Raw genomic sequence first — 17,109 nt, 5'->3', positions numbered from 1 at the left:
ACATTCTTTTGTTTTAGGAACACATTCATTTTCTCATTTAAAATCAAACCACAGTTTTATACCAAAAGGCGTTTCTCCGGGGTGACTGACTCCACTGGCTTTTTCACCACTTGGTCCCATTGTCTCGGGTCCACCGAATTTATTGCCGATAGGCGAAATCTGATGGAGAAATGAAATATCGCCCTTTGGCATTTTTGGGATTACTCCAGGCGTGGCCTGTGGTGGATTTTCTGGATTGTACAGTTTGAAGAACAAACCGGGTGTACCGGAATATATATGGATATTCCCTTCCTCTGTTTGCAGTTCCATGGCATATAGGTTGGCATGGTAGCCTTTGAATTCGGGATAGATCAAGTTTTCATAACTATATCCTGTCATCGTATTATTGTAAGCTTTTTCCCACAAGCCAAATTCAACACCTTTTAACCTGTTTTTCCAAACCCTATATGGGCCATCCCCTAGCCATTTCACTCCTTTGACTTTTTCTTCAGGATAAGAAAATGAAACACCCAAATAGTCAATTTCTCCGCCATAGAAGGCGGGTCCATTAGATTCAAAAGATAAAAGTCCGGAACTATGTACTGTCCAGACGGCTTTTTTTGGATAGGCTGAATAAGCTATTATCACCTGAATACTTCCCTCTTCGTCCATTTCCCAAAATACTTTTTCCACTTTGGGATCCATCCCTTCCACTATTGGCCCATTAGTAAATGAAAACAGGTCTGATCCTTTTTGGACCTTGGTCAGAAATCCATTTGCAAGGTCAAAAGAATAGGACATCTCCCCTGCCTCAATTTCCAATTTACCATTCTCTTCAATCATTTGAACCATATTTAGGTCAGCTGAATGAGGTTCAAGCAATTCCCTTGATATAAATTCCAACGGACTTTGAATTGCCCAACTCCATGTATACAGTTCCTTATCATTCCAATCATAGGCACTTAATGAGAGAAAATCTGAGAAATGAAAATCATCAGGCAATCCGAGGTCAATTCTTTTTGTTTCACCGGGAAGAATATCAGGAAGGTTGATTACATTTTTTTGGTCTTCACTTTGATTCTCCAAACCATTGATAGAAAAAAGTTTCCATTCCAATTTGCAAGCACCTAAGGAGGAATAGATATAATCGTTTTCTATCAAAATCTCCCCGTTGAATTTGGAGTTGAGGCTGAATGGCTGTACTTGTATGGGTGACCATATTTCCTTAATGGTATAAAAACTCCCCTCTTTTTCTTTGTAAGGTCCCAGAATACCATCAGGTGCATGGTTACCATCAGCATCCAATTCTCCGTTTCTATCTGTCCTAACTACAGCTTCATCTGCAAACACCCAAAGAAAACCACCGGAATAAACAGGGTTTCTTTTAAACGCATGCCAATAATCATCCAATCCTGCCCCAAGACCTCCGTCATAAAGGCCGTGCATAAACTCTGTAGGCATAAAAGGGACCTGACCAAGAGTCAGTCGTTGTACACCTGCATTATATTTAAAATAGTGGAAGGTATCCATGCCGTTCCTGATCAACCAAGGGTAGATGATAGGCCGTTTTTGGAAATCGTATTCATGAAACCATTTCTCATTTTCAAAATCCCAACCCCCTTCATTGCCATGGTCCCATATCACTACAGATGGGTGGTTGGCATCTTTCAGGACGGTGGCTTTGATGACTTTCGGCCCGACTTCGGTATCATAACCTTGCTGCCAACCTGCTACTTCATCCAAAACAAACAAACCAAGGGAATCGCAAAGGTCCAAAAATCGCTCATCAGGAGGATAATGTGACATCCGAACCGCATTCATGTTCATCTCTTTCATCAATAAGATATCTTCCAAATGATTGGCTTCACTCAAGGCCCTTCCTGTATTCGGATGAAATGAATGCCTATTTACTCCCTTGAAGACGACTCTTTTCCCATTGACATAAAAACCATCCTGTTCCCTCAGTTCAACTGTCCTAAATCCAAAGGTCTCTTTCTTTTGAAATACTGCCCTTTCATTTTCCATCAAGATAAAAGATGCCTCATATAGATGAGGGTGTTCAGGGTTCCATGTTTTGATACCTTCAATTTTTCCTGAAAGCCAAGAATCCTCGCTTATATCTGCTGATTCAATGGTCCCTATTACTATTTCCGAACCTTTTTTCTTGATCTCAATTTTAACTTTGGCGTTTTTGGGTGGGTTATTGATTTTGATTAAACTGTTAAAAGTACCATCAGATTTGGCATCTATGGCAAGTCTTGTATAATGTAAAGGTGGCAAAACCTCCAAATAAACCGGTCTAAAAATCCCTCCAAAAATCCAGAAATCCGCTTCTCTTTCGGCCCTGTTCACTGAAGCATTGGCAGAATGCTTGTTAACTTCTACTTCAAGAACATTACTTCTTCCATAATTTACCAATTTGGAGATCTCATGGCTGAATCTATAAAAACCTCCCTGATGCATTTCTCCCACAGATTTTCCATTAATTTTCACTTTGGTATCTGTCATTGCACCTTCAAAAACAATATTGATGACTTTTCCTCTCCAATCTGAAGGCACGTCAAAGGTATGTTTGTAAAATCCGGTTTCCGTACCCAAAACCCTATCAGGGTTTTTATGATCGTGTCCGTAATTATAAGTGCCGAAGCCATGCAGTTCCCAATTTGAGGGGACAGGGAGTCTACTCCAAGTTTCGGCTTCCCGGCTATCAGAAACCATGAAATCCCAATCGACTGTTGCTGAGACATCCTTACCGGAAAGGTAAATTCTTTGATAATCTGTCTGAGCCAAACTGTAGGTTTGTATTGAAAAAATCAGAAAAATAGATGCTATGATATTTTTATGGTTAATTGGGTCCATTCTGATTATTTTAGGTTTATAGCTTTATAAGGCAATATGTTACACTCATTGATGTCAGTAAAATAGTAATTCCATATTATTCTCACCAGGAAACTGAAAGTCCGGTACATCGGACATCTGCCTTCGTCCCGATAGCTATCGGGATCCATCCTGTTTAAAGAAAAATATTAGGTTATTGGCAAAGAAGCAGATAACCATTTAGGAGAAATTATATATTCCACTTATCACTTTCGACTACATACATTCTAAGATAGTCCTTAAATTCAATTATTAAAATTATAAAAGGACCTTACTCTCGAAATCGTTTGCGTAATCAGCAGGACAGGTTGCTTGAATTACATAGACTTAATGTGGAACTTGACAAATATTAAATTAACCCAAAATATGAAAAAGTCAGTATTGCTACTAATGATGCTCGGATGTATTGGCATCTTATCTTGCGAATCTCCCAACTCGGGGAATACATCTTCAGAATGGAATAATATATTCAATGGTGAAAATCTGGAAGGATGGAAATCAGTTGCAGGCGCTGCGCCTTTTGAAGTCAAGGATTCGGAAATCATAGGCTATGCAAAAGCCAATACACCGAATACTTTTTTGATTACTGAAAAGGAGTACACAGATTTCATCCTAGAACTCGATCTAAAAATTGAGGACCTTTCCAGCAACTCAGGAATTATGGTCAGAGGTCAGTTTGATCCAACCAAAAGAGATGGGCAAGGTTTGGTTTTTGGTTATCAGATAGAAGCAGACCCTACTGCCCGTGCTTGGTCAGGCGGATTATATGATGAAGCCAGAAGAGGTTGGTTATATCCCTTGGATTTAAATCCCAAAGCTAAAGCGGCATTTAAAATGGGTGAATGGAATACTTACCGTATTGAAGCCATTGGAAAAGAAATCAAAACCCGGATTAACGGTCAGGAGGTTGCCTACGTCGTGGATGATATGGATTCCAAAGGTTTTATTGGATTGCAGGTGCATAGTATTGAAAATCCTGAAGATGAAGGAAATAAGACTTACTTTAGAAATGTCAGAGTTCAAACGGAGAATTTAACTCCTACCCCATTTCAGGACGACATTTTTGTGGTCAATACCGGATTGAATGAACTGACTGGTTTTGAAAAAGAAAAGGGTTGGGAACTATTGTTCAACGGCCAAAACTCCGATGGCTGGAAAGGTGCTTATAAAGAGACTTTTCCGGAAAGAGGTTGGCATATCAAAGATGGTATTTTAATGGTTGAAAAAGCAGATGGTGGTGAGTCCAGTAATTTTGGTGATATTGTTTCTGTTGAAAAGTTCAGTGCATTTGACCTCGCATTTGATTTCAAAATGACTGAAGGCGCCAATAGTGGGGTGAAGTATTTTGTGACATTAAGTGAAGGAAATAATGGGTCGGCTATTGGCTTGGAATACCAAATTCTGGATGATGAAAGGCATCCTGATGCCAAAATGGGGATAGAAGGTAATAGGACTTTAGCTTCCCTCTATGACCTCAAAAAAGCAGATAAACAGCCCCGATTCGTCAAAGGGCCGGGTGAATGGAACAAGGGTCGTGTTGTGGTTTATCCCGATAACAAAGTGGAACACTATCTCAATGGCGTGAAAGTATTGGAATTCGTCAGAGGTTCACAGGAATACCGAGACCTTGTAGCCATCAGTAAATATAAAATCTGGGAGAATTTTGGTGAAGCCCCCGAAGGACATATATTGCTTCAGGATCATGGAGATGAAGTCCATTTCAAAAATATCAAAATCAAAAAACTGAATTAAACCCGGATAACCATGAATAATGATAAAAACAACAGACGCGAGTTTCTGAAAAAATCCACCTTGGCTACTGTCGGGCTTTCTTCCTTGGGAGCGATGGGTTTTTCAGCAAAAAGTTATGGCAATATAATCGGCGCCAATGATAGGATGAATGTTGCAATTGCTGGTTTAGGTAGAAGATTGGGAGCATTTTATGCACCTATTGCTGACCCTAACAACAACGTGAGATTGGCAACCTTATGTGATGTCATGGAATCTCAAAGGGGAAAGGCTCTTATTAATTTCTCCAAACATATTGATTACAAGCCAAAATTGGAAAACAGTATCCTTAAGGTAATTGAAGACAAAGAAATCGATGTGCTGATCAATGCCACCCCTGACCATTGGCATGCGCCTGGAACTTGGATGGCAGTGGAAAATGGCAAGCATGTGTATGTCGAAAAGCCTTGTAGCCACACCCCTCGCGAAGGTGAAATTCTATTGGAATACAAAAAGAAATTTGGAAAGGTGATCCAAATGGGGAACCAACAGCGATCATCTGACCACACCATAGAAATCATCAATCAGATCCATAATGGCGTGATCGGAAAAGCTTACTTGGCTACTGCATTTTATATCAACCAAAGGGGTGAAGTCCCTGTTGCCAAGGAAGCAGCCCCACCCACAGGATTGGATTGGGAGCTTTTTCAAGGTCCTGCCCCAAGAAGAAAGTATACGCACAATACTTGGGATTACAATTGGCATTGGTATGATTGGGATTATGGCACTGCTGAGACAGGGAACAATGCAACCCATGAACTCGATGTTGCCCGTTGGGCACTTCAGGTAGAATATCCAAAACATGTCAATGTCGATGCTGGCAAATACCATTTTGTAGATGACGGTTGGACCATGTATGATACCATGTTGGCTACCTTCAAATTTGAAGATGACAAAACTATTCAGTGGGATGGAAAAAGTAGGAATGGGCACAATACCTATGGTATGGATCGGGGCACAATCATTTATGGAACTGAAGGTTCGGTCATTATCAATAGAAGCCTTTACAGGTTATATGACCGTGCCGGAAAGCTTGTCAGAGAAACCAAGACCAAAAGCGTAGAAGGAAGTACCAACCTTGGCGGAGGTGGTGACACTACCACTACCCATGTGAGCAATTTCTTTGCTGCGATCCGGGGAAAGGAAAAACAGAATTCCACCATTGATGATGGAGCTGTGAGTACCTTACTTTGCCACTTGGCCAATATCTCTTATCGTATAGGCCAGAACTTTGACTGTAATCCGGACAATGGTCATATTTATAACAGAAAAGGAATGGAATTATGGTCGAAAGCGTATGAAAAAGGTTGGGAGCCAAAAATATAAAACATTCAATAATTGAATTTAAATGGCCTTTGGGATTAAATCTCGAAGGCTTTTTTTTGTTTTAATTCTTTTAAAATATTATATAAAATTTTGAAGGATTGCTTTTAGTATTAAAATCCCAATTATAATATTTTTCGCAATCGATTCCGTAACTTAAATAATAACCTTATTTTTCTTCTCCGCATTACCATTAAATTTATTTCAATTGGGTTGGAATCTACCCATTTCTACGCGATCCCTTTTAAGCTTTCCAAAAGGGGATCAATATGAACATAATTAACACATGCATTTATTTTCTTTCACTAATAACTATAACCCAATCTATCATGAAACAGAAGTTTTACTTAAAATCAGGGATAATTTTGTTCCTGTTTGCACTGTCCATCAATGTATATGGTCAGTCAAGAGTAGTACGAGGACAGGTGACTGATGAATCGAATGAACCGATTCCAGGAACAACTGTCATTGTAAAAGGAACCACCGTCGGCACTACGACCGACTTGGATGGTAACTACAGTTTATCAGTACCTGACAATGGAACCCTTGTGTTTTCCTTTATAGGCTTTACAGCTGCAGAGATACCTGTCGGCAATCAAAGTATCATCAATGTTTCTCTTAAGGTAGATTTGTCGGATCTTGAAGAGGTCATCGTGGTTGGTTACGGTACACAAAAGAAGAGCCAATTGACAGGTGCGATTTCATCCGTCGGTGCAAAAGAAATTCAGGAACTCCCCATTTCCAATGCGAGACAAGCTTTGCAAGGTCGTGCTGCCGGTGTGGATGTAACTATTGCAGGAAGTAAACCTGGAGCAGGCCCACAGGTAAGGATTAGAGGCCGTCGTTCGTTCAGTGCTGGGAATGATCCACTCTATGTAGTGGATGGTATACCCATAGCTGGGAATATCGATGATATCAATCCTCAGGACATCACTTCAATGGAAATCCTGAAAGATGCCTCATCCACTGCCATCTACGGTTCTAGAGGTGCAAATGGTGTAGTACTGATAACCACCAATAGAGGAAAAGTCGGAAAGACAATTGTTTCTTTTGATATGTTTACTGGAATAAACGAATCTTTGGGAAGAATTGAGGTTTTTGATGGGCCACAATTTGCGGAGTATAAAAGAGAATCCAGAAGAGCTACAGGAAACTATCCTGCAGGCCCAGCTACACCAGAAGCGGATGCAGCATTATTTGAGCCTGTTGAGTTAGAAGGTATTGCTTTAGGAAGAACCACTGACTATGTGGGAGCTTTGCTCAGAACTGGAGTTATCCAAAATTATCAGGTCGGGGTTCAGGGAGGAAGTGACAAAACTACTTTTTTCATTTCCGGTAACTACTTCAATGAAACCGGGGTTGTGAAAAATCAGGATTTCTCGAGGTATACGTTCAGAATTAATCTCGATCATAAAATTACGGATAGAATAACCATTGGAACCTCTACCCTTTTGGTCAATAGTCTCAGAAATGGGGAGTTTTTTAACCCAATCGGCGGAGCAATGCAGGAAAACCCCCTCGGTAAACCATTCGACGATGATGGCAATCTAATATTTCTTCCTACAAACGACGGACTGAGAACGAATCCTTTTGCCGAAATTGTTCCAGGCGCCCAACTTGACGAAATTAGCCGTTACAGGATGTTCAATAGTATTTATGCGAGCATTAAACTGCATAAGAATCTGACTTTTAGAACCAACTTCGGACCGGATTTCAGTTTCCAGAGAGCTGGCAGATTTACTGGTTCTCAGACCAATTCCCGAAGAGGTGCCCCTCCAACGGGAAGCGTCAATGAAAGATGGGATTTCAACTATACACTGGAAAATTTTCTGACCTATGAGAAAGTGTTTGGCGAAAAACACAGGCTGAACGTAACTGCCCTTCAGGCCATTCAGCAAGACAGGTCAGAAAGGACCAATATCTCGGTATTGGGGATTCCGGCGCCAAGCCAGTTGTACCACCGGTTGGGAGACGCCAGTCAGATCACAGGTGCCAATACTGACCTGATAGAATGGGGACTTCTATCCTACATGGGCAGAATAAACTATGGCTACATGGACAAATACTTGCTCACAGCAACTCTTAGGGCCGATGGTTCTTCCCGTTTTGGTTCCAATACCAAATGGGGTTATTTCCCTTCTGTAGCATTTGCATGGAATATCACAAATGAACCTTTTATGGCCAATTCGAACATTGACCTGTTGAAATTGAGGGTAAGTTACGGTTCTATTGGTAACCAAGGTATCGACCCTTACCAAACTCAGCCTTTATTGGGCAGAACCGTTTATGCATTTGGAAATACACCCGCCTTTGGCTTTAGACCCAACACAATAGGGAACCCTGATCTCAGATGGGAGTCTTCTGCGACTTTCAATGTGGGTCTGGATTTTGGTTTGATTAAGGGTAGGTTGAACGGTTCCATAGAAGTATATGATACCCGTACCAGCAGCCTATTGGCTCCTCAGCCACTTCCCAACTCAACAGGATTTGGTGGTTTTACTACCAATATCGGGGAAACCCAAAATACAGGATTTGAATTGACCGTGACTTCCATTAACATGGACAGGGCAAATTTTAGATGGTCAACAGACCTGATATTCAACACCAACCGGGAGCAGATAATCAGTCTTGCGGGTGGCAAAGTGGATGACATTGCAGCTGCGAGATTTATCGGGCAGCCGATTACTGTATTCTATGACTTGAAAAAAGTTGGCATTTGGCAGACCAGTGAAGCTGATGTCGCCCAATCGTTTGGTGATAGAGTCGGAGAGATCAAAATTGATGACTTCAACGGGGACGGAAGAATCAATGCCGAGGACCGACAAATATTAGGTACGGCAGTGCCCGATTTTATTGCGGGTCTGACAAATAGGTTCAAATACAAAGCCTTTGACTTTTCCTTTTTCATATTCGCAAGGATAGGTCAGATGGTGAGAAGCCGCTTCCATGATTCTAATAATTCTCTCTTTGGAAGATATAACAACCTGGCTATTGATTATTGGACACCAAATAACCCTACCAATGATTTCCCAAGACCAAATCAGAATCAGGAAAGTCCTAAATATGCTTCTTCAATGTCTTATTTTGACGGCTCATTTGTTAAGATTCGGAACATCAATTTTGGATACACCCTTCCTGCACCATTGGCTACCAAAATGAAACTGCAGAGCCTCAGGATTTATTCCAGCATACAGCAACCATTTATATTTTCAGAATACAGGTCTCGGTTCAAGGGAATTGATCCTGAAACATTTATCGACGGAGAACAGGGCGTAGAAGGAGGAAGCGTGAGCGCCAATGTGGCCCCTGCCATTACTACATACACACTTGGTCTTAATGTAAGGTTCTGATATTATCAAAAAATATAGTTATGAAAACAATACAAATGATTTATAAAGACGCTTCACGGATTCTGAAAGGTCTGTTGATGTCAGTGGTAATGATCTTGGCTTCCTGCCAGGCAATATTAGAGGAAGATGTCATTTCCAGGATTGGAAATGACTATATGAATACATCAGGCGGCTTCAATGATGGTGTCAATGCAGCCTACAGTACCTTGAGAATGTGGTACGGTACGGAAAGAGGCAATAATTTTACCGTATTTGGTACTGATACCTATAGACAGGGTTCAGATGGAAGTTGGAAATTCATGAATGAATATACCAATCAATTTGATTCCAGAAACGGTCACGCAAGAGAGGTGTGGGATGAAGCCTATAGTGGTATCAATACCTGCAATGCATTGATAGAGAGGGCTCCTAATGTGACCGGTATTCCCGAGGCCACCAAAAATACCCGATTGGCCGAAGTCAAATTTCTCCGCGCCCACTATTATTTTATCCTTGTACAATTGTTCGGAGGTGTGGACCTCAGGTTGACCGAAACTTTAGTACCAACAACTGAAATCACAAGAGCATCAGAAGTGCAGGTATATGAAGCCATTGTCAGAGATTTGACGGAAGCTATTCCAGACTTACCCGCTATGATGAGGTCCAATGATTACGGACGTGCAACCCGGCCAGCAGCAGAGCATCTTCTTGGAAAAGTCTATTTGACCAAAGCCACTTCGACTGCCCAGGCAGGAGATGATTACAGCAAGGCGGAAGTTTTATTGAAAAAAGTCATCAGTGATTATGGTTTTATCCTTTTACCTGACTTTAAAGATGTACATGGTTTCGGAAATGAAATCAATAACGAAGTGATCTTTGCAGTTCAATATACCAGGGACCCCTTGACAAATGGTGGGGGAAATAATGGCCACGTATTTTTCCTAATGGAATATGATAATCAACCGGGAATGAGGAGAGATACCCAGAACGGTAGACCGTTCAAACGGTATAGACCTACCGATTATACATTAAATGTGGTATTTGCCGACAGAGAAAATGATGCCCGATACGATAAATCATTCGTCCATCTATTTAGAAGCAACAGACCAGGCACCTATAATACCTCCTTTGACCTTTCCAAACCCAGTGTAACCTTTACGGCTGGAGACACTGCTATTTTTCTGCCAGGATTTGAGATGCCGGCCGCCGAAAGGGCCACGAGGCCATATCAGGTGCTTACCCCCAGTCTTTACACCGATAAGCTTTATCCCGCTTTGAATAAGTTTCTTGACCCCGGAAGAGTTGACTTGACTCAATTTGAAGGTGGAAGGGATTATATCGCTTTCAGATTGGCTGATACTTACCTGATGTTGGGCGAAGCACTCTTTAGACAAGGGAAAAATGCTGAAGCAGCTACTTTTGTTAACAATGTCAGGAGAAGGGCTGCATTTCCAGGTAAAGAGTCAACCATGGAAGTGAATGCAGCTGATATCAATCTTGAGTTTTTTGTTGAAGAAAGAGCAAGGGAATTATTGGGAGAACAGATGCGGTGGTTTGACCTCAAAAGATGGGGATTGTTGCTCGAAAGGGTCAGACTCCATAACCCTGATGGGTCTGCCAATATCCAAGATTATCATGTACTTAGACCTATTCCACAAAATCAAATTGATAGGGTTTTAGGTGGTGAAGCAAGTTTCCCTCAAAACCCGGGATATTAGTCTAAACCACTAATTGAAGGAAAAGACCTCTCATTTGGGAGGTCTTTTTTATTTACCTGTGGATTCCCTTAAACTGATCTGTGAAGGCAAAATAATTATCTTATCTTCCAAAGGTGGCTGATTGGGCTTGGTCAGTTTCTTCATCAGCATTTGGGCACATTCCATTCCTAACTTCAATGCAGGCTGGGATATGGTTGTCAAAGTTGGTTGAAGTAAACCGGCAATCCGCATATTTGAAAAACTGATCATTTTAAAGTCCTTAGGCATTTGTAATTTGGTTTCCCTTGCTGCGTAATAGGTGGCAATAGCCAATTTCTCAACTGAGGCTACAATGCCATCAGGCCTGTCCAATCCATACAGAAATGCTGAAATCAGGCTGATGTTATCCTCTTCTTTTTGAGAGCATTGTATTACCCAACTCTCTTCAAATGGAAGAGATGAATCTTTCATCGCCTCTAAATACCCTCTTAATCTTTCCTTACCAATTGAAATTTCCTTGGACAATAGCAAAAAGTAAATTTTTTTACATCCTTTTTCAATCAGTAGGTTAGTCGCTTTCAATCCATTTTCATAATCATTTGTAATGAACTTGGTGGTTGGAATTTCTTTGCAAATTCTATCAAAAAATATAATCGGAACTCCTTTATTGTATACAGTCTCTAAGTGATCAATATTTTTGGTTTGACTTGATACCGACATGACTATGGCATCTACCCTACCATTGAGGAGATAGGAAATGATTTTTCTTTCTGTCTCTATTTTTTCATGGGTACTGTAGACCAACAAATGATATCCAAATTCTTGGGTAATTTCCTCAATCCCATCAATCACCTGACTAAAATAATTATTGATCCTTTCAGGAATAATCACTGCAATGGTTTTGCTTTTTTGCTCCCTTAGACTTCTTGCAAATGGATTGGGTTGATAATTCAATGCTTTGGCTAAAGCAACAACTCGATCTTTAGTGGGTTGACTGATTTCATAACTGTCATTTAAAGCCCTAGACACTGTTGATGGTGCTAGACCAAGTTTTTCCGCTAGATATTTGATATTGACCTCTGACATGCCCATTATTCCATTTGTAAACAAGAAACTAATTTTAAACCAGATTATTCAAAAATCAAATTTATTGTTTAGAACTTTGAAATCATCCGATATATTAAATGGTGCGAAATCGATTGCACTGATTCTTAGGATTGACTTGCTTTTCTTTGTACTGTTTCCTTAAATTACATCAAAACAAACCTAAATTAACCATGGATATTCTACCCAAGCGCAGTATTCAAACTTATATCACAGAGGACTTTTTACTCTCCAACGAATTTTCCAAAATACTGTATCATGAATATGCCAAAAACCAGCCTATCATAGATTATCACAATCATTTATCACCGGAACAAATTTCTAATAACAAGGTCTTCGACAATATTACTGAAATATGGCTTAAAGGTGATCATTATAAATGGCGTGCCATGCGGACTTTGGGTATTGACGAAAAATTCATTACCGGAGATTCCAATGATTGGGAGAAATTTGAAAAATGGTCTTACACAGTTCCCTATACTTTAAGAAATCCCCTATACCATTGGACCCAGTTAGAACTGCAACGATATTTTGAAATCCACCAATTATTGGACCAAAACAATGCGATGGAGATCTATAAAATCACAAATGAAAAAGTAGTGAGTGATGATTTCAGTTCACAAAGCTTGTTGTCGAAAATGAACGTTGAGGTAGTCTGTACAACAGATGATCCAACTGATTCCCTAGAACATCACCGGAATTTTAGAAACTCAGGTACTTCTCTAAAAATGTTTCCAGCTTTTCGGCCTGATAAATCCTACACTATTCATTCTCCAAATGAATATCGGATATACCTCAGTAAACTAGAAGAAGCTTCAGGGATCAACATTCATAATTATGATGATTTACTTTTAGCCCTTCAAAACAGAGTTAACTTTTTCCATGAAAACGGAGGGCGATTGTCAGACCATGGACTTGAAAATCTCTACCATTTCAATAATAGTCCTTTTGACAAGCACAAAATATTCAAAAGTGTATTGGAAGGAAAAATCCCCTCCGATAAGGAGGTTGCTTTTTTTAAATTCAAAACTTTACAGGAGTTGTGTAAAATGTACCATGCCAAAGGCTGGACACAACAGTTTCATCTGGGTGCATTGAGAAACAATAACAGCAGGATGTTCAGGCAACTTGGGGCTGATACAGGATTTGATTCTATTGGTGATTTCAGTCAGGCATCTTCCCTATCGGGCTTCCTCAATGAATTGGACAAAACTGATCAATTGACCAAGACTGTCATTTATAACCTAAATCCCAGTGACAATGAAGTAATAGCGACCATGACCGGAAATTTCAATGATGGGAGCATCAAAGGAAAAATCCAATTCGGATCAGGGTGGTGGTTTTTGGACCAAAAAGTCGGTATGAAAGCACAGATGAATACACTTTCAAATATGGGACTGATTTCCTGTTTTGTTGGCATGTTGACTGATAGTCGAAGTTTCCTTTCATTTCCAAGGCACGAATATTTCAGAAGAATATTGTGTGATCTTTTTGGTAAAGACATGCAAAACGGTGAACTCCCTCATGATGAAAAATGGATCGGGAAAATCATTCAGGATATATGCTACAACAATGCCAAGGATTTTTTCCAATTCCCCAATAAATAGCTGGTTTTAGTTCATTTTTAGCATATGTTGAATTAAATTCAGCAAGTGAATTTTAATTTAAATCTTAAGTCATGAAATTATTCTCAGTAAAAAATAAAAAAATCATTATTACAGGAGCCACCGGTGTATTGGGCGAAAGCATGGCAAGGCACTTGGCCAAAGAAGGTGCTCAGGTCATCATTATTGGAAGGACACCTTCGAAAGTTGAAAAGCTTATCGAAGATTTAAGAAAAGAAGGGGGAAAAGCTGATGGATTTTTGGCTGATGTCACCAAAGAAAATCAAGTAGAATTGGTGGCACAAAAAATCAAAGATAGATACAAAACAGTAGATGTATTAATCAATCTGGCCGGAGGAAACATGCCAGAGGCCTTAGTTAGACCTGATCAGACTTTGGGAGATCTTTCCGCTGATGCTGTCAAAAAAGTAATGGACCTTAATTATCAGGGCACTTTAATCCCTATCCAAAAATTTTTCCCTTTAATGCTTTCCAATAATTCCGGAAACATTATCAATATCTCCTCTATGGCGGCAAGCAGGCCAATGACAAGAGTGGTTGGCTATTCGTCGGCAAAAGCAGCCATAGACAATTTGACTAAATGGCTAGCAGTTGAATTCAATCAAAAACATGGTCCCCAATTCAGGGTGAATGCCATAGCCCCTGGATTTTTTCTTACAGAACAGAACCGCGCTTTACTTACAGAATCTGATGGTAGTTTGACCCAAAGGGGAAGTAAAATTATCGAACATACCCCTATGGCAAGATTTGGCGATCCAAAAGACCTTCTCGGTACTTTGCAATGGCTCTGCTCTGATGCCTCAAGATTCGTAACAGGAATCATTATCCCGGTTGATGGCGGGTTTTCAGCTAATTCGGGAGTTTAAAAAGACATTAGACGTAAGACATAAGACTCAAGACGTAAGAAGTTATTGGTTAATGTGTTAATTTTCGATAGTCTTGTTTCTTTTTTCTTGTTTCTATAATCTCATATCTCATGTCTCACGTCTCACATCTCAAAAAAAAATGACCTATAAAATGGAACAGACCATGCGCTGGTATGGTCCCAAAGACCCAGTAAGTTTATCAGACATCAGGCAGGCAGGCGCCACCGGCATCGTATCTGCCCTGCACCATATTCCCAATGGGAATATATGGACGCGTGAAGAAATAAAGAAAAGAAAGGATATCATTGAAGCTACGGGGCTGACTTGGTCTGTAGTGGAATCTGTGCCTGTACATGAAAAGATCAAAACAAGATCAGGGAATTTTGCTGAATTGATTAGCAATTATAAACATACCATTGAAAATCTAGCCTCTGAAGGCATACATATCATCTGCTATAATTTTATGCCGATATTGGATTGGACCAGGACAGCACTCGCCTGGAACTTGCCCAATGGAGCCAAAGCACTCCGGTTTGAAAAAAAGGAAGTGGTGGCTTTTGACCTATTTATGCTCAAAAGAAAAGATGCAGAAAATGAATATACTCCTGCAGAAATTCAAAGGGCCAAGGAGTTTTTTGAAAATGCCCCAGAGCAGGAGTTGAAAAGAGTTCAAGACAATATTCTAAAGGGACTGCCCGGCTCGGAAGAAGGTTATACAATGGAACAGTTCCAAGCGGCATTAGATACCTACAATGGTATTGGACATAAGGAATTAGAAACTCATCTGAGATTATTTTTGGATGAAATCCTTCCTGTGGCTGAAAAACATGGAGTAAGAATGGCCATTCATCCTGATGATCCCCCTTTTGATGTTTTTGGATTGCCAAGGGTGATGAGTACTGCCAATGACATGAAAAGACTGGTTTCAGATAATCCAAGCCCGAATAATGGCTTTACTTTCTGTACGGGTTCCTATGGAGTCAGAGCTGACAATAACCTTCCCAACATGGTAAAAGAATTTGGAGATCATATCCATTTTATCCACCTCCGAGCCACCAGAAGAGATTCGGAAGGCAATTTCTACGAAGATGACCATTTGACCGGAGATGTTCCTATGGAGGCTGTTATCCATGAAATACTGAAAGTCCAGCAAGAAAGACAAATTTCAATTCCTATGCGTCCCGACCACGGACATCAGATGTTGGATGACATTGTCAAACCAATTGTGAATCCGGGCTATACTGCTATTGGCAGATTGAAGGGATTGGCAGAAATCAGGGGTGTGGAAGCGGGGTTGGTTTGGGCGGGGATGATCTAATCATTTCAGCCAGTCAACCTGAATATGCAAATGGTTATCATTATCGGGAAAAACACCTCCAAGATGAGGAATCATTTCCCTCAGTCTTGGGTCTTGCAAATAGGAGACTGGGGCTGATTTGAATTTTGGTAAAGCCCTATTTTTGAAAAACCCACCTTGAAATGGTAGTCCGAAAAACATACGTTTTCTATATTGGAGAGGCAGAGACATCAAATAATCAAAAATATTGATTACCATTTCAAGCGATCCGGTTGTATTAAAACCACCATTTTTATAATTGATATCAATGCTTTTTCCGGCACAATGTCCCGTGCATTTTCCGTTTGTCCCGATTTTTCTAACAAAACTCCCAATAATGATATTCCCGTATCTATTTTTTTTGGCCATTTCTGTAATATGGGATATAATTGGAAGGACAGGTATAATAGCGCTTTTTGAATTAACTTGGAAAACTTTTTTTCCTTGTACAATATCTTCCAGCTGCTTTTTAGAATTAAAGGCTGTTCCCTAAAAGCCACCATTCATGATGTTAAGGATTTGGGAGGCATGCCATTTATTGAATTCAAACGCGTCAGAAATAGATGGGGATATGGGAGGAGTCTCTACTATAGAAATTGGGATATTCAATTTTGGCCGCAACTTTTGCCAGGTTTTCGGGCCTAAAATCCCATCAGCTTCAAGTCCGTTTTCCTGTTGCCACTTGGAAAGAGCCTCGGCAAAAGCTTCATCGCCAAGGCTTGAATTGTCCAATTCGGAATAAGGTAAAAGAAAGTCATTTATATAAGTGAGGTAATTCGTCAAATGCAGTTTATTTATGAAATCTCTATTTCGTAAGATTGCTTTTTTAAGGTTAAATTCCGGATTAAACCTTTCGAAATTTTCGTAAGAAAACCCATCTACAAAGGGATTTTCAAATGAAAAACCAATTTCACTACCTAAAATTTTTGAATCAAAAAACTCTTCCTCATAGGCATCCTTGTCAGTGTATGAGTTTTCAAATAGGTGAAAGTGATCCATCAAGCCTTCTGAATGATCTAAAACTTCCTCATCATAAGCGTCTTTGTCAGGATAGGAGTTTTCATATAGGAAAAAATGATCTATCGAGTCTTCTGATGTATTAAAACCCTCCTCCTCATAGGCATCTTTTTTTGGCAAAAAATCTTCCTGCTCTAATATATCTTCCATGTCCAATTGGGCAAATTG

General features: G+C 40.1%; 11 protein-coding genes. 7 read left to right on the top strand and 4 right to left on the bottom strand.

Features of this window, described 5'->3' with window-relative positions:
• Positions 1 to 33: 33 nt before the first annotated feature.
• The gene (locus ACEW8U_RS15770; protein ID WP_373523014.1) at positions 34 to 2,838 is read right to left on the bottom strand and encodes a glycoside hydrolase family 2 TIM barrel-domain containing protein; all 2,805 of its coding nucleotides are present in this window, start codon (positions 2,836 to 2,838) and stop codon (positions 34 to 36) included.
• Between the two features lie 384 nt (positions 2,839 to 3,222).
• Here ACEW8U_RS15770 and ACEW8U_RS15765 point away from each other — a divergent pair, with 384 nt between their 5' ends.
• The 4 genes from ACEW8U_RS15765 (at position 3,223) to ACEW8U_RS15750 (ending at position 11,014) form a co-directional block, all read left to right on the top strand.
• A complete protein-coding gene (locus ACEW8U_RS15765) occupies positions 3,223 to 4,608 on the top strand; it encodes a DUF1080 domain-containing protein (protein WP_373523013.1) in 1,386 nt (461 codons plus the stop codon).
• Between the two features lie 12 nt (positions 4,609 to 4,620).
• A complete protein-coding gene (locus ACEW8U_RS15760) occupies positions 4,621 to 5,970 on the top strand; it encodes a Gfo/Idh/MocA family protein (RefSeq protein ID WP_373523012.1) in 1,350 nt (449 codons plus the stop codon).
• Positions 5,971 to 6,296: 326 nt separating this feature from the next.
• The gene (locus ACEW8U_RS15755) at positions 6,297 to 9,317 is read left to right on the top strand and encodes a SusC/RagA family TonB-linked outer membrane protein (RefSeq protein ID WP_373523011.1); all 3,021 of its coding nucleotides are present in this window, start codon (positions 6,297 to 6,299) and stop codon (positions 9,315 to 9,317) included.
• A gap of 20 nt (positions 9,318 to 9,337) precedes the next feature.
• Positions 9,338 to 11,014, top strand: a complete 1,677-nt coding sequence (locus tag ACEW8U_RS15750) for a RagB/SusD family nutrient uptake outer membrane protein (RefSeq protein WP_373523010.1) — start codon at positions 9,338 to 9,340, stop codon at positions 11,012 to 11,014.
• 48 nt (positions 11,015 to 11,062) lie between these two features.
• Here the strand turns inward: ACEW8U_RS15750 and ACEW8U_RS15745 are convergent, their stop codons facing one another.
• Positions 11,063 to 12,079 (bottom strand): LacI family DNA-binding transcriptional regulator, encoded by a 1,017-nt coding sequence (locus tag ACEW8U_RS15745; RefSeq protein WP_373523009.1) that lies wholly within the window; start codon positions 12,077 to 12,079, stop codon positions 11,063 to 11,065.
• 191 nt (positions 12,080 to 12,270) lie between these two features.
• Between ACEW8U_RS15745 and uxaC the strand changes: the two genes are divergently transcribed.
• The 3 genes from uxaC (at position 12,271) to uxuA (ending at position 15,906) form a co-directional block, all read left to right on the top strand.
• Positions 12,271 to 13,704, top strand: coding sequence for a glucuronate isomerase (gene uxaC / locus ACEW8U_RS15740; protein WP_373523008.1), 1,434 nt, complete (start codon positions 12,271 to 12,273; stop codon positions 13,702 to 13,704).
• A gap of 71 nt (positions 13,705 to 13,775) precedes the next feature.
• The gene (locus tag ACEW8U_RS15735) at positions 13,776 to 14,588 is read left to right on the top strand and encodes an SDR family oxidoreductase (RefSeq protein ID WP_373523007.1); all 813 of its coding nucleotides are present in this window, start codon (positions 13,776 to 13,778) and stop codon (positions 14,586 to 14,588) included.
• Positions 14,589 to 14,727: 139 nt separating this feature from the next.
• A complete protein-coding gene (gene uxuA, locus ACEW8U_RS15730) occupies positions 14,728 to 15,906 on the top strand; it encodes a mannonate dehydratase (RefSeq protein ID WP_373523006.1) in 1,179 nt (392 codons plus the stop codon).
• Here the strand turns inward: uxuA and ACEW8U_RS15725 are convergent, their stop codons facing one another.
• Both ACEW8U_RS15725 and ACEW8U_RS15720 read right to left on the bottom strand, forming a co-directional pair.
• The gene (locus ACEW8U_RS15725) at positions 15,907 to 16,293 is read right to left on the bottom strand and encodes a hypothetical protein (RefSeq protein ID WP_373523005.1); all 387 of its coding nucleotides are present in this window, start codon (positions 16,291 to 16,293) and stop codon (positions 15,907 to 15,909) included.
• 120 nt (positions 16,294 to 16,413) lie between these two features.
• On the bottom strand, positions 16,414 to 17,109 hold a 696-nt coding region (locus ACEW8U_RS15720), incomplete at its 5' end, for a peptidoglycan-binding protein (protein ID WP_373523004.1).

The organism is Aquiflexum sp., assembly GCF_041751335.1.
Taxonomy (GTDB): Bacteria; Bacteroidota; Bacteroidia; order Cytophagales; family Cyclobacteriaceae; genus Aquiflexum.
Note: the sequence above shows the minus strand (reverse complement) of the source record. Positions and strands in the feature narration are given on the sequence as shown.

What these genes read in the sequence shown, in the direction of transcription:
- ACEW8U_RS15770 (WP_373523014.1), bottom strand. Translation starts at nt 2,838, where the DNA reads ATGGACCCAATTAACCATAAAAATATCATAGCATCTATTTTTCTGATT.
- uxaC (WP_373523008.1), top strand. Translation starts at nt 12,271, where the DNA reads ATGGATATTCTACCCAAGCGCAGTATTCAAACTTATATCACAGAGGAC.
- ACEW8U_RS15735 (WP_373523007.1), top strand. Translation starts at nt 13,776, where the DNA reads ATGAAATTATTCTCAGTAAAAAATAAAAAAATCATTATTACAGGAGCC.
- ACEW8U_RS15745 (WP_373523009.1), bottom strand. Translation starts at nt 12,079, where the DNA reads ATGTCAGAGGTCAATATCAAATATCTAGCGGAAAAACTTGGTCTAGCA.
- ACEW8U_RS15725 (WP_373523005.1), bottom strand. Translation starts at nt 16,293, where the DNA reads ATGGCCAAAAAAAATAGATACGGGAATATCATTATTGGGAGTTTTGTT.
- ACEW8U_RS15760 (WP_373523012.1), top strand. Translation starts at nt 4,621, where the DNA reads ATGAATAATGATAAAAACAACAGACGCGAGTTTCTGAAAAAATCCACC.
- ACEW8U_RS15765 (WP_373523013.1), top strand. Translation starts at nt 3,223, where the DNA reads ATGAAAAAGTCAGTATTGCTACTAATGATGCTCGGATGTATTGGCATC.
- uxuA (WP_373523006.1), top strand. Translation starts at nt 14,728, where the DNA reads ATGACCTATAAAATGGAACAGACCATGCGCTGGTATGGTCCCAAAGAC.
- ACEW8U_RS15750 (WP_373523010.1), top strand. Translation starts at nt 9,338, where the DNA reads ATGAAAACAATACAAATGATTTATAAAGACGCTTCACGGATTCTGAAA.
- ACEW8U_RS15755 (WP_373523011.1), top strand. Translation starts at nt 6,297, where the DNA reads ATGAAACAGAAGTTTTACTTAAAATCAGGGATAATTTTGTTCCTGTTT.